Source organism: Streptomyces sp. HUAS YS2 (assembly GCF_033343995.1).
GTDB classification, from domain to species: Bacteria; Actinomycetota; Actinomycetes; order Streptomycetales; family Streptomycetaceae; genus Streptomyces; species Streptomyces solicathayae.
Map to the genome: position 1 here is coordinate 212477 of NZ_CP137573.1, position 18575 is coordinate 231051.

22 protein-coding genes are annotated in these 18575 nt (G+C 68.8%); 9 read left to right on the plus strand and 13 right to left on the minus strand.

The genetic code is table 11. The features are described from left to right. Positions 1–28: 28 nt before the first annotated feature. From R2D22_RS00975 to R2D22_RS00985, 3 genes are all read right to left on the minus strand, one after another. Positions 29–799: an alpha-ketoglutarate-dependent dioxygenase AlkB family protein gene (locus R2D22_RS00975; protein WP_318100199.1), complete on the minus strand. Its 771-nt coding sequence runs from the start codon at positions 797–799 to the stop codon at positions 29–31. Continuing rightward, positions 783–2012 (minus strand): hypothetical protein, encoded by a 1230-nt coding sequence (locus R2D22_RS00980; RefSeq protein ID WP_318100201.1) that lies wholly within the window; start codon positions 2010–2012, stop codon positions 783–785. The genes R2D22_RS00975 and R2D22_RS00980 overlap by 17 nt, the downstream gene beginning before the upstream one ends. Positions 2013–2077: 65 nt before the next feature. Next, positions 2078–2353, minus strand: coding sequence for a hypothetical protein (locus tag R2D22_RS00985; protein ID WP_318100203.1), 276 nt, complete (start codon positions 2351–2353; stop codon positions 2078–2080). A gap of 55 nt (positions 2354–2408) precedes the next feature. Here R2D22_RS00985 and R2D22_RS00990 point away from each other — a divergent pair, with 55 nt between their 5' ends. Together R2D22_RS00990 and R2D22_RS00995 are read left to right on the plus strand one after the other, a co-directional pair. Continuing rightward, on the plus strand, positions 2409–2882 hold the full coding sequence (locus R2D22_RS00990; RefSeq protein ID WP_318100205.1) for a diadenosine tetraphosphate hydrolase: 474 nt from the start codon (positions 2409–2411) through the stop codon (positions 2880–2882). A 174-nt stretch (positions 2883–3056) separates the two neighbouring features. Beyond that, positions 3057–3425 carry a VOC family protein gene (locus tag R2D22_RS00995; RefSeq protein WP_318109534.1) on the plus strand — a complete coding sequence of 123 codons (369 nt, stop codon included), beginning with the start codon at positions 3057–3059 and terminating at the stop codon, positions 3423–3425. 68 nt (positions 3426–3493) lie between these two features. On the opposite strand, the gene R2D22_RS01000 is transcribed toward R2D22_RS00995, so the two are convergent. Beyond that, complete coding sequence (locus tag R2D22_RS01000) at positions 3494–4651, minus strand: FAD-dependent monooxygenase (protein ID WP_318100207.1); 1158 nt, start codon at positions 4649–4651, stop codon at positions 3494–3496. A gap of 70 nt (positions 4652–4721) precedes the next feature. Between R2D22_RS01000 and R2D22_RS01005 the strand changes: the two genes are divergently transcribed. Then, positions 4722–5279 carry a TetR/AcrR family transcriptional regulator gene (locus R2D22_RS01005; protein WP_318100209.1) on the plus strand — a complete coding sequence of 186 codons (558 nt, stop codon included), beginning with the start codon at positions 4722–4724 and terminating at the stop codon, positions 5277–5279. A gap of 68 nt (positions 5280–5347) precedes the next feature. Here the strand turns inward: R2D22_RS01005 and R2D22_RS01010 are convergent, their stop codons facing one another. Next, a complete protein-coding gene (locus R2D22_RS01010; RefSeq protein ID WP_318100210.1) occupies positions 5348–5488 on the minus strand; it encodes a GNAT family protein in 141 nt (46 codons plus the stop codon). Between the two features lie 174 nt (positions 5489–5662). Between R2D22_RS01010 and R2D22_RS01015 the strand changes: the two genes are divergently transcribed. Continuing rightward, on the plus strand, positions 5663–6670 hold the full coding sequence (locus R2D22_RS01015) for a WGR domain-containing protein (protein ID WP_318100211.1): 1008 nt from the start codon (positions 5663–5665) through the stop codon (positions 6668–6670). Between the two features lie 426 nt (positions 6671–7096). Continuing rightward, a complete protein-coding gene (locus R2D22_RS01020) occupies positions 7097–7867 on the plus strand; it encodes a hypothetical protein (protein WP_318100212.1) in 771 nt (256 codons plus the stop codon). 138 nt (positions 7868–8005) lie between these two features. Here R2D22_RS01020 and R2D22_RS01025 read toward each other — a convergent pair whose 3' ends face one another. After that, entirely contained in the window at positions 8006–8779 is a 774-nt protein-coding gene (locus R2D22_RS01025; protein WP_318100213.1) for an alpha/beta hydrolase, read from the minus strand. 57 nt (positions 8780–8836) lie between these two features. Between R2D22_RS01025 and R2D22_RS01030 the strand changes: the two genes are divergently transcribed. Beyond that, positions 8837–9532, plus strand: coding sequence for a hypothetical protein (locus R2D22_RS01030; protein WP_318100215.1), 696 nt, complete (start codon positions 8837–8839; stop codon positions 9530–9532). A gap of 99 nt (positions 9533–9631) precedes the next feature. Here R2D22_RS01030 and R2D22_RS01035 read toward each other — a convergent pair whose 3' ends face one another. The 3 genes from R2D22_RS01035 to R2D22_RS01045 form a co-directional block, all read right to left on the minus strand. Next, entirely contained in the window at positions 9632–10555 is a 924-nt protein-coding gene (locus R2D22_RS01035) for a VOC family protein (RefSeq protein WP_318100217.1), read from the minus strand. A gap of 102 nt (positions 10556–10657) precedes the next feature. Further along, on the minus strand, positions 10658–11272 hold the full coding sequence (locus tag R2D22_RS01040) for an HAAS signaling domain-containing protein (protein WP_318100218.1): 615 nt from the start codon (positions 11270–11272) through the stop codon (positions 10658–10660). Further along, positions 11269–11643, minus strand: coding sequence for a PadR family transcriptional regulator (locus R2D22_RS01045; protein ID WP_318100219.1), 375 nt, complete (start codon positions 11641–11643; stop codon positions 11269–11271). The genes R2D22_RS01040 and R2D22_RS01045 overlap by 4 nt, the downstream gene beginning before the upstream one ends. A 350-nt stretch (positions 11644–11993) precedes the next feature. On the opposite strand from R2D22_RS01045, the gene R2D22_RS01050 reads away from it, so the two are divergent. Then, the gene (locus tag R2D22_RS01050) at positions 11994–13100 is read left to right on the plus strand and encodes a hypothetical protein (protein ID WP_318100221.1); all 1107 of its coding nucleotides are present in this window, start codon (positions 11994–11996) and stop codon (positions 13098–13100) included. A 36-nt stretch (positions 13101–13136) separates the two neighbouring features. Here the strand turns inward: R2D22_RS01050 and R2D22_RS01055 are convergent, their stop codons facing one another. After that, on the minus strand, positions 13137–13970 hold the full coding sequence (locus R2D22_RS01055) for a S1 RNA-binding domain-containing protein (protein ID WP_318100223.1): 834 nt from the start codon (positions 13968–13970) through the stop codon (positions 13137–13139). A gap of 174 nt (positions 13971–14144) precedes the next feature. Between R2D22_RS01055 and R2D22_RS01060 the strand changes: the two genes are divergently transcribed. Then, complete coding sequence (locus R2D22_RS01060) at positions 14145–14612, plus strand: hypothetical protein (RefSeq protein WP_318100224.1); 468 nt, start codon at positions 14145–14147, stop codon at positions 14610–14612. Between the two features lie 118 nt (positions 14613–14730). On the opposite strand, the gene R2D22_RS01065 is transcribed toward R2D22_RS01060, so the two are convergent. After that, entirely contained in the window at positions 14731–15507 is a 777-nt protein-coding gene (locus R2D22_RS01065; protein WP_318100226.1) for an SDR family oxidoreductase, read from the minus strand. Between the two features lie 197 nt (positions 15508–15704). On the opposite strand from R2D22_RS01065, the gene R2D22_RS01070 reads away from it, so the two are divergent. Further along, positions 15705–16595: a helix-turn-helix transcriptional regulator gene (locus R2D22_RS01070; protein WP_318100228.1), complete on the plus strand. Its 891-nt coding sequence runs from the start codon at positions 15705–15707 to the stop codon at positions 16593–16595. Positions 16596–16656: 61 nt separating this feature from the next. Here R2D22_RS01070 and R2D22_RS01075 read toward each other — a convergent pair whose 3' ends face one another. Together R2D22_RS01075 and R2D22_RS01080 are read right to left on the minus strand one after the other, a co-directional pair. Continuing rightward, positions 16657–17976 carry an NAD(P)/FAD-dependent oxidoreductase gene (locus R2D22_RS01075; RefSeq protein ID WP_411976957.1) on the minus strand — a complete coding sequence of 440 codons (1320 nt, stop codon included), beginning with the start codon at positions 17974–17976 and terminating at the stop codon, positions 16657–16659. A 292-nt stretch (positions 17977–18268) separates the two neighbouring features. Next, entirely contained in the window at positions 18269–18562 is a 294-nt protein-coding gene (locus R2D22_RS01080) for a DUF6221 family protein (RefSeq protein ID WP_318100232.1), read from the minus strand. Positions 18563–18575 lie beyond the last annotated feature (13 nt).

An 18575-nucleotide genomic window follows, 5' to 3' on the forward strand; every position in this document is an offset into this window, starting at 1 on the left:
GTCGCGCGGAGCGGCGCGGCGGCTCGGGTCAGACCGGCGGCGTCAAATCGCTCTCGCTGATCGTGTACGTCAACGGCGGGTAGGTGAATTCCGTTTCATTGTTCTCACGGCGTCGCAGCTGGTAGAACTCGCGGCTCTGCTCGTCCTCGGCCGACATGAGGCGCGCACCCTGCGGAAGGTACGCCTGTCCGTCGCGAAACCGAACGAAGGTCTTCGACGTTCGGAAGGTCACACCCAACCATGGGTTGTCCACCGTGTGGACGGGCGCGTCCCATACGATCTTGTGCCTGAGTCGCCGGTTCGTTGCGACGGAGAACGCGACGACGCTGTTGTGGGCGAGCGGAACCTCGAGCTTCTCGCCACCGGACCCCTTCGATTCGAAGATCAGCTTCCTCGGCGGGCTCACTTCGGGATGCTGGTAGCAGGAGAAGACGGCGATGAACGACTCTTCGGCCAGGTCGAGCGCTTGGTCGGAGTGGCCACCCATCGTTCTGTAGGCGTTCGTGTAGCACTCGATGAGAGCGTTGTTGAAACCGGTCGAAAGTGCCGCACGCTCTTGAATCTGTTGCGCCAGCCGTTCATGCACCGCCCGGAAGCGCTGTGCAGGGCTGCCGTACCGCGTAGTGGTCCGTACGAGAGGCACACCACCCGAATCGTCGGTCCTGGTCAGCACGGCGCCTCGCCGGCCCTTTCCCACGTCTTCCCATCGAGTCGACGCGGACAGCTCCGCGAAGAGGTTCTCCTCGGTCGGCAGATCGAACGAGAGGATCCCGTCCGAGATCCTAGGCTCGAGGGGCAACGTAGTCTCCCGTGTTCATGCTGAACAGGAATTCGTCGCCGTAATCGATGAAGGAGGACGTCCTGTTCTCCTCGGCGTACAGCCTGCGCAGCTCGTCCATGCCGGCCGGTGTGGGTGACTCCAACTGCACCAGGTCTCCGGCCGTTTTGAGGAACGTGTGGCCGTTCTTGTGTACGGCCTCGGTGCTCGAACAGCGCACCACGTACCCCAGGCGGGTGGGGAGCAACTCGGCGTCCAACGTCGAGGGCCGGATCTCGTGCGTGTAGAGACGGTTGGTGGACAGCGGCATGAAGAACACGGAGCCGGGATGGAGAGTCACGGTGAACTGCGCGGGGAGCGGGATTCCGTCGCGTTCTTCGACCGCCCCCTTGAGGCGGAAGTGGAGCCTGGTCAGCCCGCTCGTACCCTTCACACCGTGGTCGAACGCGTCGTCGGCCAGGGGCTCCAGTTTGTCGAGCCCGTCATAGAAGGTGCAGAAGGCCATGATGCCGTTGACGGGCATGTCCTTGGTCTTGTCGGCATGGGCCGAGATCTTGGCCTTGGACTGCTTGCGCTCGGCCGTGGCAAGGGTGTTGTGGTAGACCTGCGCGAGGACGTGATTCAGCGGTGCCTGGTTCCGGAAGACGGCGGCGGCCTCGCGGTTCAACTCCTCGACGATGCGCGTGTCGGTCGGGCGAAAGCTCTCGGTCGGCCCCGAGAGATTCGTGGAGCACCGGAGCAGACGGAAATGCAGTTCGTCACCCCTTCGCGTGACGGGCGTCAGATAGATCCCGCTGCGATGGGCTGTTCCCGGTTTGGTGGACTCCGTCAGGGACTGGAACGTGTGCTCCGCACGGATCCGCCCGAAGTGATCGTCACCGGGTTCGAAAAAGCGGCGATAGTACACGCCGACGCCGTGTACGCGAACCGGAACTCGCCCGAGGCCGACGAGCGTCCAATGGTCGTCGCCGTCCTCCTGGTACCCATGAGACAGCTCCCGGACCACGAACACCCGGGCAGCCGAACGGAGTTGACGGCGACTGATCCCGGACATGTCGCCGCACAGATAGACGGTCTTCCGCGCGAGGTCGGGCGAACCAGACGCGAGGTCCTCCGGCGTGATGACGGATCCGAAGAAGTCCCCGATCACGTCGTTGCCTTGCACCGTCGAGGGCGCGACCAAGACGTTGCTCGCATCCTCGATGCAGGCTTCTGCCAGCTCTGTTGTGCGCATCAAACGGTACCTGCCATTTGCAGCTCTTGACGGACTACTCAAACCCGTGGACGTGGCAAGGGGTTCTATTGACCTTGCCCCTTGTTCAGGCGCCTCAGCTCGGCGAGCCATGTACGCAGCTGCTCGCCGTCGTGCAGGTAGGCGCCGTTCTCGCCTGCGGGAAGGTCGATTCCGTGGAGGAGGTTCAGTGCCCACCAGGAGATGTCGTCCCAGACCAGCGTGTCGTCGGCCACCCACGCCCCGGCCCAGCGATCGGCCTCGTCCCGGGTCAGGCGACCCTCGACCAGCGCGACGAAGCGCCCTTCGATCTCGTCAAGCGTCGGCTGGTGGCTGGCATCCATGTCCTGAACGTACCTCCATGAGCGGTCCTTGATCACCGGAAGGTAGCTTTTGGCCATGACTGGTGACTGGCGGACGGATCGGATCGGGACTGCGCTGAGGGGTGAGAACCCGACCGTGATGCGACGGTTGACGTCGGGGTTCGCGGTGATCGGGGATGTTCAGTTCCTGCCGGGATACTCGGTTCTGCTCGTGGACGAGCCGGATGTGCAGCGGCTGTCGGACCTGCCGAGGGCGAAGCGGATGTCGTTCCTGTCCGACATGGACCAGCTCGGTGAAGCGGTCGAGCGTGCCTGTCGGCGGCTGGACCCGGCTTTCCGGCGAGTCAACCTGGAGATCCTGGGGAATACGGATCCGTTCCTGCATGCGCATGTCTGGCCGCGGTTCGAGTGGGAGCCGGCTGATGTGGTCGGCAAGCCGGTGTGGCTCCATCCGCGTGAGCGGTGGAGCGACGAGCGGTTCAGGCTCGGTCCGCAGCATGACGTGCTGCGAGATGCGATCGGCAGCGAACTGGACCTGCTGCGCTCGTGACCTGACCGTCGCGGGCCCTGCCGACCGTCAGGCCGGCGGGCCCGGTGATCGGTGTCCGGTCATGGACGGCAGTCCGGGGTGCAGATCGACTGGGGTGCGAGGGCGGTTCTGCCGATGAGTTCACCGTCGTCGAGCGGTCTACCCGGCAACACGACCGTTCTCGACAGGAGTGACATGTCCACCATCCAGCCAGTGATCGTGACCGCCCACCATGACGTCCTGCTCGACTTTTATACGAAATTGTTCGGTGCCGAAGAGTTCTTCCGGGTGCCGGACGAAGGCCCGGCCTTCTATCTCGGCCTGCGCATCGGCGACACCGATCTCGGGCTCGTGGCCGATGCGAACGCCGGCACCGAGGCGGCGCCGCGGATCCTGCTCAGCATCGCGGTCGACGACGTCGACGAGACCCTCGGCCGGGTGACCGCGCTGGGCGGCTCGGTCAGCGGTGGCCCCAACGACATGCCGTGGGGGCAGCGCGTCGCCCACATCAAGGACCCCGACGGCAACCCGGTGAACCTCACCCAGCCGATCCCGTTCCAGTGACGCGGACTGAAGGATGCCTGAGGGGTACCTGAGCGCACCTCGTGGCCGGCCGCCCGGAGCGAGCCTGATCAGCCCAGCTGAGGTGCCACCCAGGCATGGTGGCGCAGGATCATGCGCATAGCAGCCCGGGACGGCGTCAGCCGCATCGCCGTGTTCCGCAGCGCGACGGCCAGCGGGTGGGCGAGCTGCTGGCCCGTTCTCCCGGCCTGCCGGGCGGCCTGGGCGACGGCCTGGCTCCGCGGCCGGCGCTCGGCGTCGTAGCGGGCGAGCGCGGACTCGACGGTGGACTCGGCGCGGAGGGCGGCGGCCAGAGTGACCGCGTCCTCCAGTGCCTGGCAGGCGCCCTGCCCGAGGTTGGGCGTCATCGCGTGAGCCGCGTCGCCGAGCAGCGCGATCCGGCCGACCACGTACGACGGGAGCGGCGTGCGGAGTTCGTTCACGTCGTGGTGCAGTACGGCAGCGGGCAGGGTCGCTTCGAGCAGGGCGGGGATCGGGTCGTGCCAGGCCTGGAACCGTCGGCGCAGTTCGGCCGGCGGGTCGGCGAATCGCGAACCGGCAGGCAGGGTGAGGACGGCGTGCCACTCCGCCCGCCCGTCCTGGAGGGCGATGTGTCCGAACTCGGCGCCTCGACCCCATGTCAGTTCGAAGTCGGCACGCAGATCGACCGCGGGCTCGGTGATGGCGCGCAGCACCGTCGAGCCGCTGTAGACCGGACCGGGATGTTCCGGGAAGAGACGGCCGCGGACCTTGCTGCCGATACCGTCGGCCGCCACCACCAGATCGGCGCTCAGGACCGACTCGCCGCAGTCGACTTGAACGGTCCCGGGGCCGGTCTGCTCGACCCGGGCCGCTTCGGCGCCGATCAGCAGGGAGTCGGCGGGCAGGGACGCGCGCAGCAGCCGGTGCAAGGTGGCGCGAGGGATGCCCATGATCGGCGTACCCACCGCCTTCTCCAGCGCCGAGCCGTCCATCCGGGCCAGCCATCCGCCCCGGGGCGTCCGAGTGCCGCCGGTGTACTGGCCTTTCGAGGCGTCCCGCACCGGTTCGCCGATGCCGAGTTCGTCCAGCGCGCGCAGGCCGTTGGCGGCCAGGGAAATGCCGGCGCCGGCGTCCTCCAGCAGGGGCGCGCGCTCGACCACCGTCACGTCCCATCCGATGCGGCGCAGGCCGAGCGCGGCGGCCAGCCCGCCAATGCCCCCTCCGAGCACCACTGCCGTGCCGCCCATGTCGAACCCCCATTCTTCTACACCTGTAGAAGGCGATCCTAGCCGAGTGTCTACAGGTGTAGAAAGGAGCATGGCTTCGGATCGACGCACCCTCCTCGCGGACTCGGCTATCGACGTACTCGCCGACGACGGCATCCGCGGCCTGACGCACCGCGCGGTCGACCGCAGAGCCGCGCTACCACCAGGCACGACCTCGGCCTACTTCCGCACCCGAGCCGCGCTGCTCACGGCACTCGTCACCCGCCTCGTACAACTGGACCAGGCGGAACTGCACACGATGCCCACAGAGCTTCCGCCCCTGCGCACCGTCGAGGACCTGGTGAAGGGCATGGCACTGCTCACCCGGCAGCGCCTCACCGGCGAGGGCCGCCGCCGCTCGCTCGCCCGCTACGCCTGCACGATCGAGAGCGTGCGCGATCCGGAGCTGCGCGAGATCCTCCTCCTCCGCGAGAACGCCGGCCGCGAGGCCGTCCGGATCTTCCTCGCCGCGCACGGCGTCACGGACGTCGAGAACCGCACGCACACCCTGCTGACCTGCATCGACGGGCTGGTCTTCGACCGACTGGTCAGCGGCGGCGAGGTACCGCGCGAGGCCCTCGAGGGTCTGGTCGCCGCCGCCCTGCGTTAGGGCGGCGGGACCACGGTCCCGTACGAAGCGGACGACGCAGCCTGTCCGGTGAGGCACTTCCCGGCGCTTCACACGCCCGTGTCAGTGGCCTGCGACGCGTGCCGTCCACTCGCGGTGAGGATGGCGTGGACGACCGAGTCGCGCCATCGTCCGGCCTTGAGCACGTGCTCGCGGATCGTGCCCTCTTCGACCATGCCGGCTGCGGCCATACACCCGGAGCACCCTGTCCATCCCTGGCGGCCGGGCGTCAGGGCCGGACGCGCCGTCGGCTCGTACGCACGACATCTGCTGTGCCTGTCCTGCCCTTGAGGTGACCGGGAGGCGGTCAGATCCGCTGGTCGTGGCATCATCCGGATGTCGGTCGCGGAGGTGAGGGAGGCAGCGTGGAGACGCAGCGCTTCGAGAAGAGCAGCGGTGGCGTCGTGCGGTACTGGCAGATCAGCCGCGACGGCATCCGCTGCCACATGTCCTGGGGGCAGGTGGGCGGCCGGACTCAGGGGTCGAGCATGACGCTCGACGACGAGGCGCACGCCAAGCGTCACTTCGGCAGGAAGGTCAGCGAGAAGAGACGCCAGGGGTACGTCGAGGTCGCGTCGGGCGCCGCCACGGAGACGACCGCGGCCTCCGCCGATGCCACTGCGGACGACAAGCTGCTCGACGTGATGCGGGCGCAGGAGGAGAAGAGATACGAGGGCGCCTGGGACGCCTACTGGGCGGGCTATGAGCAGGTCGAGGGATACGACGGGGTGTTCGCGAAGTTCCACGACTTCGCGGCCGGGCCCGGTCCCTTCTACGACTACGTGGTCCTGAGCGAGGACGAGCGCCGGGGCCTGCACTTCGTGGTGAAGAAGCCCGGCCACGATCCGCGCAGCATCGCGGCGTTCCTCGACTTCGTCCGCCCTCGCCTCGAGCTGGCCTTCGACGGCCACTCCCACCACAAGGTGCCGCTGCCTTCTCCCATCGGCCAGTTCGATCACGTGCTGTTCTGTGCCCCCTCGCTGTGTCGCAACCGGTACGGGGGCAGGCTCGGCAAGGCCATCCCGATCCTCGATTGCGAGATCTCGGACGAGGACAGCGAGACATTCGTCGAGGCGCGACTCCAAGGGCGCGGCTCGATGCCGTCGACCACCTGGGACCGTGAGCCCTTTCCCGTGATCGATCTGAAATTCGACCTGCGGGGCGCGAACTCGGTACGGGAGAAGGCGTTCAAGGTCTACCCGCGATCGATGCTGGAACGGGGGATCCAGCTGCTGTCCGAAGCCCTGCCCGGCAGTTGGCTGGAGATCCGTAACCACCGACGTGATGTCCTGACGCTCACGCCGACGGACCTCACGGACGGGACCCCCGCCGAGATCGACCGGTTCCTCCTGGGCGACTCCGCCCAGGCATGACGAGGATGAAGGTGCTTCGGTGAGGGAGTCGAATCGAAAGCAGGCCGCGCCGCCGAGGCCACTCACGGTCGGCGATGTCGTGGCCGCGCATTCGCGGGCTCTTGGGGAGTGGACGGTCGCGCAGATAGTCCGACTCGATGCCGATTCGCAGACGGCAGCCGTGCTCGAGTTGGACTGGTCCGGCTCCGAGCCGTTCTCCGTGGCCGACCTCGGCGATGTCGTCCCGCTCAGGTTGACCCACCACGCGTGGAACGGCGCGCTGTCCTTCTGCAACCATCAGTGGGGCCTCCCCCGCAGCCACAAGGTCGTCGGGGCGATGCGCCTGCTCCATGACGAACCGTCGAACAGCTGGGCGCCGGATGGCACCTGGGTGACCAGCTCGCTCGCCAGCGGCGGTGGGACAGCGGCCTCCGCGAGGACCCGGTCGTGGCCTGGAAGGCGGAGTACACCGGAGAGACGGTCAACGAATTCCTCGGCCGGCCGGCCGAGCCACGCGCGGAGATCACGCAGCTGACGATCAGAGACATCGAAGCCCTCGATTGCGCTCAACTCGTCCAGCGATTCCCGGAGGTGACCCGCCTTCATCTGTACGGACGCCTGGGACTCCTCTCCGCCGCCGGCGAGCTGAACCGACTGACCTCACTCCAAGGCATCAGCATCGACGACCTGTTCGGGATGACCGGAGAAGACCTCCTTCGACCGCAATGCGTACCGAAGCTGGAATCAGTCGACCTCCACAGCGTCCCTGCCGCGTACGCCGCGCCAATGCGCCGCACCTGGCGACACGAGATTCCCGCAGGTACCTACGTGTCCGTTCTCCGGGCCCGCAAGCCCGAGTGGATCGAGGAGAACCGGAACAACCCGTTGCGCGACTGGGACGGCCGCGAGCACATCAGCGCTACCACCTACAAGCGGGCGGTCACCCAGTACAAGGCGACACGGAAGGCGATCCTTCAGGCACTCGCCGACGAACCCACGGCCGTCCGACCGAAGCGCCTGGAGGAAATCGGGCGCGCCTACGGCGAGGAGTTCAACCGGCTCGACCGCCGATCGGGCTTCATCGAAACCGTCGAGCGCGAGGAACTCTTCGCCGCCCTCGACCACATCGTGAACGAGACCGACGTCCCTCACGGCCCTGACTTCGGCGAAGCCCGCGACAGCCTGATCTCCGGGGTGGAATCCGTCAGAGACTGGTAGCGCGGCGCCTCGATCGTCCTGCCGACACACCGTGGGCTTTCGCTGCCCTCGCTTTCTCAGCTCTCGCCGGGGCCTCCTCGATGAGTGGCGCTCTGACCGACACCCCTTACTTTCTGCTGCCGGCCTGGCGGCCCGGGCTCACTTCAGGTGCCGGGCGAAGAAACGGGCCCCGGTTTCGAGCTCGAACTGAGGGACGCCGGTGTGCCCGCCGAGATTGGCGTGCAGGGTCTTCTCCTTGGAGCCGAAGGCGTCGAACAGGTCGAGGGACGCCTGCCGGTCGTCGCCTTCGTCGTCCCATTGCAGCAGGACATGCAGCGGAATGGTGACGCGGCTGGCCTCCTCGTACATCGCCGCGGGCACGAGGCTCCCGGCGAAGAACCCGGCGGCCACGATGCGCGGCTCGACCACCGCGAGCCGGACGCCGATGGAGATCACTCCCCCCTCGTACCCGACCGGGCCGCCGATCTCCGGCAGCGACAGGAGGGCGTCCAGAGCGGCCTGCCATTCCGGGACCGACCTTTCGACGAGCGGGAGGATGAGGGCGTCGATGAGCTCGTCGCCGACCGGCGCGCCGGTCTCCATCACCCGACGCAGGTCGGCGCGGGCCTGCTCGACGGCGTCCCATCGGGGTCGGTCACCGGCCCCCGGGAGCTCGATGGTGGCCGCGGCGAAGCCGTACTTCGCCGCGTAGTACCGGGCCCGCCCCGCCAGCCGGGGGTACATCTTGCGCAGACCGAGGGGCGGAGGGCTGATCAAAATCAGCGGCACCGGTCCGGACGCAGACGTGGACGTCGATGCCGATGCGGACGCCGGTACGGATGTGGGCGTCCACAGGATGCCGGGGATCTCACCGAGGGTGAATTCGCGCTCGAGGACTCCGTCGTCGAGACGCTGCTCAGAAGTGAAGTTCATGGTCGTGCCTTTCGGGAGTGCCATGGACGGCGCTCCCGGACGACCTATCGCCCGACCGTGACCCCGGAGGGGAGCACCCATGTCGAAACTGTTTTCACGGGTACCACCTCCTCGTTCTCTCGCACGGCCTCCGCGAAAGTAGCAGCGGCCGACGCGGTCCGCCAACGGGTTTTCGCGGCGACTCCGGGGGCCAACCCCGAGGGGCAGCTGAAAATCCTCGACCAGGCCGTCCTGCCCTCGGATCATGAACGGATGAACACGGCCGAATCAGCAGCAGCTCGCACGCTGCAGGACCATGCCGCCCTCTGGAGCATGAGCGAGATCCGTGCCCACGAGGTCGTAGGCACCGCCTGTGACGCGCTCGTCGCCGGACTCGACAGCCCGGCGCTGCGCATCCTCGCCGCCTGTACGCGGGCGGAGGCGGATCACGACGTACCCGACCTCCTCCCTCCGGCACTCGACGAACTGGGGCTCACCTTCTACCCGGTCGGCAGCATTGCCGGACAGGAAGCCGCCGTGCGGGCGCTTGCCGCCCGAATGCTGGCCGGCGAGCTGACGCCGCGCGAGCTGACCTTCTGGATCCACCAGCGCTTCGGGCACAGCGTGCCTTTCGTCGAACAACTCGCCGCGTTGGACGACGAGTACGACATCCTCGAATACGGCGACAGGACACTGGCCCAGGTCGACGCCGAAGTCACCGCCGAGGCTCGTCGGCTCGTGGAGCATCCTCGTGCGCTACCCGGAGGCGCGTAGTCCCGGGGCCCGGCGGCGTCGGTCGCCGACGCCATGTGCCCGGAGGTCCGATCCGAAGTCGCGTACACAGCCATTGATGACGCTCCTCCAGCCCCTCTCTCAGACCTCTCGAAAGATCACAGCTGCGCCGAGGGTCGCATCGGCCGGAACGAAGAGCTCCCCTCGGGCCGTTTCGCGCACGGGCAGCCCGTTCTCCGAAAGCAGCGCACGCACACGGGCAATGTCGGGGACGGCCACTGTGAAGGCGACGAGCGCCGGGGCTGCGCGCGGATCCTCGCCCGGCAGCAGGCCCGGGAGGTCGGCCTCGGTCAGGAGTGTCACCGGGCCCTCTGCGGAGATCGGCCGGCCAAGGTACCGCTCGTACCGCTGGCGGAACAGGGGGAGTTGTCCGTCAGGTACGCACAGGACCGCCTCTACGAGGTCCCGTGCACCGTTGGGGTGGTCGAGGTGACGGGCGTGCTGGAATTCCGGATCCAAGTCGGCAACGACACCGACCCGACCTTCCGGCGCACCGTCGATCTCCAGGTAGCGAACGGGCTCCGTGCGCACACCGTCGGGGGTCTCGACCGGTCGGCCGACGGTGTTCACGCCACCGTGTCCGACACCCGCAGCGCTGAGCCGGTTCCCTGTGCCGTCAACGTCCGGTGAGGAGAACATGAGGATGTGGAGGCCTTCGAAGCGATCGCGCCATCCGCCGAGTTGGGCGCTGGCCGTCTCGATCCGCGACTGGACCAGGGGGAGCTTCTCCGGAGGTGCCTGGAGCGGAACGATCCTTGCGTCCGGGGGCAGGCCGGCCATGGTCCCGGGCTGCACCGGAGTCACCAACTCGACGAAGCTCCGCGAGAGTTCGGCGTGGGTGTTCGCGGCTCCGAAGGGCTCCGGCGCGGCACCTTCACGGGGTGCCAGCGCCGGCACACTGGGCGGCGGAACGTGAAATCCGAGCCGCCGGTAGAGCGTCATGGCCTGTGTCATGTCACTGACCACGTGGCCGACGTGATGTAAGCGTGCGATGTCGTGAGGCATGAACTCACCGTAGACCCATGCCGCGCCCCTGCAGATCGGCTGATGGGGAGTCACGATGCCGGGCCCGGCGAACAGGGCGCCGGGGGCGGGACGCTGCCGCGCTCAGCCGCGGCGGACCCGCCAGAGCCACGCTGCCGCGCCGGACATCAGGGCGAGCATCGCCAGGTTGGCCAGGAGGGCCGGGGAGCCTGCCTCCGGGCCACCGGTGGACAGGTTCCAGGTGGCGATGATGACACTCGGCAGGACGGCGGCGAGCAGGACGCCGGTGGTCTTCTGGACGGCGGTCCAGTGCACCGAGGTGCACACGAGTACCGCGCCGATGACACGGAACAGGACGCCGAAGAGCTGACCGGGGGCGGCGGTGAAGACCATCATGAAGGGCATCGAGAGCGTGAGCATCAAGAGCGGGACCAGCGGGTGCACCTTGCCGCGCCGCACAGGCGCCCCGGCACCGCCCCGAGCCTGAGCCCCGGCGGCCCCGGCTGCTACCTCTCCCGTCCCTCCCGCCTCGGACAGCGCCGTCGCCGCGATGGTACGGGGATCCCCCAACTCCGCCAGGACCTCGCCGATCGAGGCGTCGGGGCGTTCGGCGCACGACACCTCGATGTGCTCGGTGAGGTCGGCGAGAAGTTCCCCGCGACGGTCCGCGGGGAGCGCGGAGGCCTCGCGCTCGACGGCGGAGAGGTAGTCGCTGACGAGATCGGCAGAGGTCTTCATGCGTGGTCTCCGGTGAAGGGGTGCGGGGTGGTCAGGAAGGTGTCGACGGCATCGCGGAAGCCGGGCCAGACGCGGGTGAACTCGTCGAGCGCGGCGCGGCCGCTGTCGGTGAGCGCGTAGTAGCGACGGGGTGGTCCGGAGGCGGACTCCTGCCAGGTCGTGGTGACAAGGTCGTCGCGGCGGAGCCGGGACAGCAGCGGGTAGACCGTGCCTTGGCTGGTGGCCAGAGCACCGGATTCCTCCAGGGCATGGAGGAGTTCCACGCCGTAGCGGGGTCGGTCCCGCATCAGGGCGAGTACGCAGTACTCCAGGACGCCCTTGCGCAGCTGGGCGGCCGCCCGGGCCTGCTTGGTCGAATCACCTGGTTCCATGCGCTGCAAGATACCTGGTGGCACAAGTGGGCGGGAACGAAGGGTGCGGATGCCCGTGATCCATCGGTCCGCCGGCCCGGCGTGGCCGGCCTCTGCCAGGCCACCGCCAACGACGGCAGGGCCTGAACGCCTCCCGAGCGAAGGCCGCCGTCCGCAACCACCGACGAGCGGCTGCACCCGGGGCGCAGTGAGCCCTCACGACTGCCACGCACGCGCCCAGGGAACGCTAGCTGAGCGTCACCAGCCCCTCGAGCCGGCCAAGGGACGTACCCCTGGGCGCCGTTCTGACCTCACCTTTTCGTTGGCCTGGACTATTGCGGAGGGTGATCGGTTCGGGAAAGATCCCCGCCGTGACCGTGATCCCCGTCCTTGCGATCGGCGCGCTCCTCCTCGCGCTCCACCACTTCGTCATCCGCCGTACCGCCGACTGGGTCGGGAAGCACTTCGTGGCGCCCGACTACGACCTTCCGCCCCGCGCCCAGCTCGACTCGCGGCACGCCGGCCCGCCCCCGCCGGCACACCGGACGGAGGAGCGACAGACCGTGGCCGACGCCGCATGGGCAGGTGACTGGAAGCCCGCCGAGCGGTACGTCCAGGCCGCGGGCGAGGACTGGGACGAGCGTTGGTCCCGGCTGGAGCTCCTGCAGCACGTGGCCGGGGAGGACGACGCCTGGCTCGAGGCCTGGCGCGCCGCCGAGCCCGGGAACTGCGACGCGGCCACCCTTCACGCGAGCATCATGGTCCACCAGGCCTGGGAGATCCGGGGCAGCGGGTACGCCCACGAGGTCATGACGTCGGACATGAACCGCTTCCGCGCCATGCTCCCGGCCGCGATCGAGGAGGCGCGACAGGCCGCGCTGCTCGACCCCGCGAACCCAGGCCCCTGGGTCGTCATGATCACGGCAGCGCGCGGAGCTCAGTACCGCCGCGCGCAGTTCAAGCCACTCTGGGAAGGGCTCGTCGCCCGAGCGCCCCACCACTACGAGGGCCACTGGCAGGCCCTCCAGTACTGGTGTGCCAAGTGGTTCGGCAGCGACCGGCGGATGATGCGGTTCGCCCGGCAGGCGGTCCGCAAGGCCCCGCCCGGCAGCCCCCTCGCCGGGATCTACCTGCACGCGCTGGACGAGCTCATCTATCGGCCCGCCACCTTTGCGCAGCCCGTCACGCCCCTGATGAGGCGCCTGCTGAAGCGGGTCGCCGCCTCGTTCGAACAGGTCGCACCCGACGACGAGCGCCTGCCGGCCCTGCGCCACCTCCTTGCGCACTACATGGTCCGATCGATGATGTACGCCCGCGCCCTCGAGCAGTTCCGCCTCATCGGACCGTGGTGCGGCGCCCAGTGCTGGCGCAAGAGCGGGAACCCGGTCGTAGCCTTCGAGACGGCCCGCGGCACGGCCGCGAAGCTGTCCCGAACCCGACCGACTCCGGCGCCGAAGATCTACGGCATAGGGCGCTGACCGGGCCCGCTGGTGCTGTGACCGCAAACGTTCGTGTCACAGCGAGTCAGATGACACCTGTCGTCGCGAGAGGCTCAGTTTGCGCTGCACTCGGTCGATGTCCGTGACGACGACGGTCACCTCGTCACCCGCCTCCACGGCATCCTCCGGAGTCGCCACGGGCGTCGAGGTGAGTTCGGCGAGATGGACGAGTCCCTCAACGCCGTCGGCGACCTGCACGAAAACGCCGAACGGGACCAGCTTGGTGACCTGCCCCTGTACCGTCTGCCCGATCGCAACTCTGTCGGCGAAGGCCTGGAAGGGGTCCGGCTGAGTCCCTTTCAGGGACAGTCTGGCCTCTCCGTGCCATGTGTCGAACTGAAGGAACTCGCACGAGACGCGCTGCCCGACCTGAACGACGTCCGAAAGCGCTTCGACGCGTCGCCACGACAGTTCGGGAATCGTGATGAACCCGACGCCGGGGAACACAGGATGGTCGGGACCGTCGTCCAGTCCCACGAACACCCCGAACCGTTCGATGGCCGCGATCGTGCCGGACAGTATCTCGCCGCGGTGACGTGATTTCAGGAACGCCCAGAGTTCCGGATTCTCGGTGGCGGTCATGGCCAGCCGGGCGTGGTGCGTGTCCAGATCGATCGCGGTCACCTCTGCGGTGATCCGTTGGCCGACCTTCACGGCCAGGTGCGGATCCCCTCTCCAGGAAATGTCCAAAGGCCAGACGATCCCCAGTGGACGCGCGGAGAATCCGTCCAGGGTGACCGTCACCCCCTGACGCCCCGTGATCTCTGCGACCGTCCCCCCGCAGATGTCGCCAACGCGGATTCCTGCCAGGAACTCCCGAGATTCGTGATCGCCCAATGCTGCCCCCATGCCGTCCAGCCTCTCATGGGGAGACCCGCGTGGCTCGGCGTTGGCTCTGCCAGTTGCAGCGCGCAAGCGAGTCCGCCTCGGGCCCATGTCCCATGTCGGTGGGCCCCGGCCCAAGCGGACCTTCGATAGCATCACGCAGCGGCGTTGCGCTGCATCTGACCAGGTGGGGGCGCTGTGAGCGACGATGTCCTGTCCGTCATCCCGACCGACCCGGAGTGGCAGCCCGACCGCGATGCCGCGCATCGTGCGGCATCGCTGGTCGAAAAGCTGGCTCCCGGTGTTCCCGACGGAGTCGACGTGGAGATCGACGTGACGTGGAACGACGCGGTGACCGCCGTGGACTGCGGGGGCAACCTGGGGAGAATCGGCTGTCCCCTGTGCCGGGCGTCGATCGATACGCAGTGGTGGGGAGACCTGCTCGAAGCCCACTGCGACGACGGCTTCGCCACCCTTGCGATCGAGACTCCGTGTTGCCGGGAACGAACCACCCTGGACGCGCTGAACTACGACTGGCCCTGTGGCTTCGCCCGGTTCGAGATCGCCGTCTGGAACCCGGAACGTACCTGGTTCACCGATGCCGAGCTGAGCGCGGTGGCAGCCGCCCTCGGGCATCCCGTGAAGCAGATCCGGGCCCACATCTGAGCTTCGGTCGGTCGGCTGCTGCCCGCCCCGCACTCGCGCGAGCGGCTGCCAATCGCCCCGGCCGGGCCCGCCCGGCCGCCGGCGCCACCCGCGGGGCGGAGCCGGCGGCGCCCGGAGATCAAGCCGCCTGGGCGGTCGGCATGATCGTGACCTGCTGGAGGTTGGCCCTCGGCGGAAGGGACGCGACGAAGGCCACCGTCTGCGCGATGTCCTCCGGCGTGAGCCACTCCATCGTCTCCTTGGAGCCTTCCAGCCATGCGAGCGCGCCCTCGTCGGTGACGTGGCTCTGCAGCTCCGTACCGACGATGCCGGGTTCGATCGCCGAGACGCGGACGTTCTTCGCGCCCAGCTCGGCCCGCAGGTGCCGGGAGAGGTGGGTGACGTACGCCTTCGTGGCGGAGTAGACCGCGAAGTTGGGGAAGATGTTCTGCGCGGCGATCGACGAGGTGTTGATCAGGTCGGCCACTCCGCGTTCCGCGGCGGCCTCGACGAGCTGCGGGGTGAAAGCGCCGATGACGTTCATCAGGCCGGAGACGTTGAGGTCGATCTGGTGCTGCCACTGGCCGGTGGCCAGCTCCTCGACGGGGGCCGGCAGCATGACGCCCGCGTTGTTGAACAGCAGGTCGGCGCCGCCGAATCGGGACGTGACCCGGTCGGCCGCGGCCCGTACCGCCTCCGCGTCGGTCACGTCGACCGCGAGGGCGAGAGCCTGTCCGCCGTTCTTCTCGATCCGGGCGACCAACTGGTCCAGCCGGTCCGCACGCCGCGCCAGGACGACGACTTCGGCGCCCAGCTCGGCCAGGTGCTCGGCCGATGCCTCTCCGATACCGCTCGAAGCGCCGGTGATGACCGCGACGCGGCCGGAGAGGGGACGAGCAGAGGTCTGCGTGGTCATGGTGGACACCTTTCGGGGTGGTGAGGTGAGTTACGGGGTCGGGCCGTCCGGCCGTTCGCCCACATCCAGAACACCAGCCGCCGCCCTGTCGCGGGCCGCCGAGAAGTGCCCTGTCCGGGCAGGTACCGACGGAACTGGTACTGGCAGGGCCACCCTTCCCCTCACACACACCCACTCCGGTTCGTCACACTGAAGCCATGGCAGACCGTGGTGGCGAGCTCGCCGATTTCCTCCGCTCACGCCGAGGCAGGATCACTCCCGAGCAGGCGGGGCTACCTGCCGACGGACGCGTTCGTCGGGTGCCCGGCCTGCGGCGCGACGAGGCCGCCCGGCTCGCGGGTGTCAGCACCGAGTACTACACCCGGCTCGAACAGGGCCGCGCGCGAAACCCCTCCCCCGAAGTCGTCGAAGCCCTCGCCAACGCCCTCCGGCTCGACCCTTCCGAACGCGAGCACCTCACCGACCTCCTCTCGCGCCCCACCGCAGCGCGCCGCGGCCCGACCAGTCCGCAACGGGTCCGCCCCGGACTGCACCTGATGCTCCATACCCTCGAGCACGTACCCGCGTTCGTGCTCGGCCGGCGCACCGACGTCCTGGCGGCCAACCGCCTCGCCCGCGAGGTCCTCACCGACTTCGACGCGCTGCCTGCGCCCAGCCGGAACCTGGCCCGCTACTACCTCCTCGACCCCGAGGCCCGCGAACGCGTCGGGGACTGGGAGCGGATCGCCGCGGAGACCGTCGCCATGCTCCGCCTCGACGCCGGCCGCAACCCGCACGACAAGCAGCTCGCCGACCTCGTCGGCGAACTCACCCTGCGTTGCCCGGAGTTCACCGCCTGGTGGAACGACCACCGCGTACTGCGGCGCACCCATGGCGAGAAGCACTATCACCACCCTCTCGTCGGCGAACTCCGCTTCTCCTACGAGTCGTTCCAGGCTCCCGGCGATACGGACCAGACGCTCTGCGTCTACAACGTCGACCCGGCCTCCCCAACTGCCCAGGCCCTCCAGCTCCTGACCAGCTGGACGGCGCCCCCTCAGGACGCGCCGCATCGGGAGCCCAGTACGCCACCGACGGCCGCGTCCTGATCCTGACCCCGCTGTACCCGGCCGAGGGCGTCGCACACCGAGGTGAGCTGCCGGTCGGCACTCAGCCCGGGATGAGCGCCTCCCACTGTTCCCGGGTCGGGCCGTCGTGTTGCGGCGTGAAGTCGGGGCGGGCGGCGAGCCACTTGCTGACGTGACGGTCGACTTCGTCGGCGCCGTAGGCCTCGTCGGGCAGGCGCAGGAGGTGGCGTACCTGGGCGCGGGCTCGCATGACCACGGGATCGTCGAAAGCGCAGGCGGCCCGGGCGGCGGCCCGCCGGTCCGAGGGCGGTGAAGCCTCGGCGAGGCGCTGCTCGTCGGCGCGGTCGGCCGTCACCTGCGCGTCGAACCACGGGCGGAGGGCCTCGACCGTCCACGCGTGGTAGACCATCGGGTCCGCGGCGATCCGATCGGCGTGGGCGGCGAGGTACTGGGCGGCACGCAGACCAAGAGCCACGCCATGGCCGAAGGTGGGATTGGTGTGGATGAGACTGTCCCCGGCGTTGACCAGTCCGGTGACGACAGGTCCGTCCGCGTCGGCGAGGGTGGTCCAGCGGTTGTCCAGGCCTGCCATCCCCAGCACGGCGGTGCACGGTTCGGGGGCGAGGGCGAGCCAGGCGGCGGAAGCGGGAAAGCGGCGGGCTACGGCCTCGAACACGTCGGGGTCGGTGAGCGCGCCCCGGGTCGGATCACCCGTGGAGAGCACCACGCTCACCGCGAACGTGTCGTTGTCGGAGGGGAAGACGCCGGCGAACGCGTACGGTGCGGCAGAGGCGGTCTTCACCCGCCCGGGGTCTCGCGGTCCGTCATCGCGCAGGCGGTACCAGCGGCACAGGTAGGCGATTCCCGCGCGGTGGCTGTCCAAGACGGGCGGGCGGCAGCCGGCCTCGGTCAACCAGGCGGGCACGGGCGAGCGACGACCGGACGTGTCGACGACGAAGTCCGCCGGGTGGGTTGCGGCGCCCACTCGTACGCCGGTGACCCGCGCGGGACGGCCCTCCTCGATGACGAGGCCGCTCACCCGGCGGCCTCGGCGCACCTCGACGGCGGGCTCCCGCCGCACGGCCGCGGTCAGCGCGGCTTCGAGGACGATCCGGCGGGTGCGCAGAGTGACCAGGTCCTCGTCCCCGGCACGGTGCGGCGGATGCTCGCCGAACCAGTCGAAGTCGTGGTGCTCCCGCGCTCCCCGCGCCAACAGGTCCGCGTACACATCGGGGGCCTCGGTACGCAGGACGGTGCGTACGGGCGAGAGCAGCGAGTGGGGTTGGGCGGCCTGCGGGACTCGGGGCCTGTCCCAGCGGAAGAAGTCCCCGTCCAGGTCCTCGCCGGCTTGCCGTTCGTCCTGTTCGAACAGCGTGACTCTGTGACCTCGCCGCCCAAGCATGAGCGCCGTCCCCAGCCCGCTGATACCTCCACCGATCACCGCAACCCGCGCCACTCATACTCCCCTTCGCGCCGTGTTGCGGCACGAGCCTACCGCTCGACGATCTCCGTTCCAGAGCCGGGCTCGTCCATCACGGTGCAGCGGCGGGGCGTGTTGGCGGCGCGGGGTTTCCTGGCCGCAGGATCCACAGGCGACGGCACCCTTGCCGCCGTTCTCCCACTCACGGAGCGCCTCGTCCAGCCCACGACGAGTCCGCCTCGACCACCCCCTCCGCCACGCGATCCTCGAAGGCCTACGGACGCCATTCCTGACGGTAGGCGGGATGTGTCGCGTACGACTGTGCAAGGACACGCAGGGCGTGTGCGAGGCCGGACGAGCGTGCGTCCGAGGTGTCCATGCTTGCGTAATCGTTCGCCAGCATCTCTATCAGATCGAGCATGGGTAGATGGCTGTCGAGGAGGGCCTCGCTTCCGATGGTGTCGGACACGTAGGCGTAGGCGTGGTTGTCCTCATGAATGCGTGCGACTAGGAATCGCGAAAGGTCGTCCATGCGCTGATCATTGCTGGCCAACCTGCTCTTCTGCATGGTGTTTTGGTCT

What these genes read in the sequence shown, in the direction of transcription:
- R2D22_RS01080 (WP_318100232.1), bottom strand. Translation starts at nt 18,562, where the DNA reads ATGCAGAAGAGCAGGTTGGCCAGCAATGATCAGCGCATGGACGACCTT.
- R2D22_RS01035 (WP_318100217.1), bottom strand. Translation starts at nt 10,555, where the DNA reads ATGCCTCACGACATCGCACGCTTACATCACGTCGGCCACGTGGTCAGT.
- R2D22_RS01040 (WP_318100218.1), bottom strand. Translation starts at nt 11,272, where the DNA reads ATGAAGACCTCTGCCGATCTCGTCAGCGACTACCTCTCCGCCGTCGAG.
- R2D22_RS00990 (WP_318100205.1), top strand. Translation starts at nt 2,409, where the DNA reads ATGACTGGTGACTGGCGGACGGATCGGATCGGGACTGCGCTGAGGGGT.
- R2D22_RS00980 (WP_318100201.1), bottom strand. Translation starts at nt 2,012, where the DNA reads ATGCGCACAACAGAGCTGGCAGAAGCCTGCATCGAGGATGCGAGCAAC.
- R2D22_RS01045 (WP_318100219.1), bottom strand. Translation starts at nt 11,643, where the DNA reads ATGGAACCAGGTGATTCGACCAAGCAGGCCCGGGCGGCCGCCCAGCTG.
- R2D22_RS01055 (WP_318100223.1), bottom strand. Translation starts at nt 13,970, where the DNA reads ATGGGGGCAGCATTGGGCGATCACGAATCTCGGGAGTTCCTGGCAGGA.
- R2D22_RS01065 (WP_318100226.1), bottom strand. Translation starts at nt 15,507, where the DNA reads ATGACCACGCAGACCTCTGCTCGTCCCCTCTCCGGCCGCGTCGCGGTC.
- R2D22_RS01025 (WP_318100213.1), bottom strand. Translation starts at nt 8,779, where the DNA reads ATGAACTTCACTTCTGAGCAGCGTCTCGACGACGGAGTCCTCGAGCGC.
- R2D22_RS01010 (WP_318100210.1), bottom strand. Translation starts at nt 5,488, where the DNA reads ATGGCCGCAGCCGGCATGGTCGAAGAGGGCACGATCCGCGAGCACGTG.
- R2D22_RS01075 (WP_411976957.1), bottom strand. Translation starts at nt 17,976, where the DNA reads ATGCTTGGGCGGCGAGGTCACAGAGTCACGCTGTTCGAACAGGACGAA.
- R2D22_RS00995 (WP_318109534.1), top strand. Translation starts at nt 3,057, where the DNA reads ATGTCCACCATCCAGCCAGTGATCGTGACCGCCCACCATGACGTCCTG.
- R2D22_RS01000 (WP_318100207.1), bottom strand. Translation starts at nt 4,651, where the DNA reads ATGGGCGGCACGGCAGTGGTGCTCGGAGGGGGCATTGGCGGGCTGGCC.
- R2D22_RS00985 (WP_318100203.1), bottom strand. Translation starts at nt 2,353, where the DNA reads ATGGATGCCAGCCACCAGCCGACGCTTGACGAGATCGAAGGGCGCTTC.
- R2D22_RS01070 (WP_318100228.1), top strand. Translation starts at nt 15,705, where the DNA reads ATGGCAGACCGTGGTGGCGAGCTCGCCGATTTCCTCCGCTCACGCCGA.
- R2D22_RS01005 (WP_318100209.1), top strand. Translation starts at nt 4,722, where the DNA reads ATGGCTTCGGATCGACGCACCCTCCTCGCGGACTCGGCTATCGACGTA.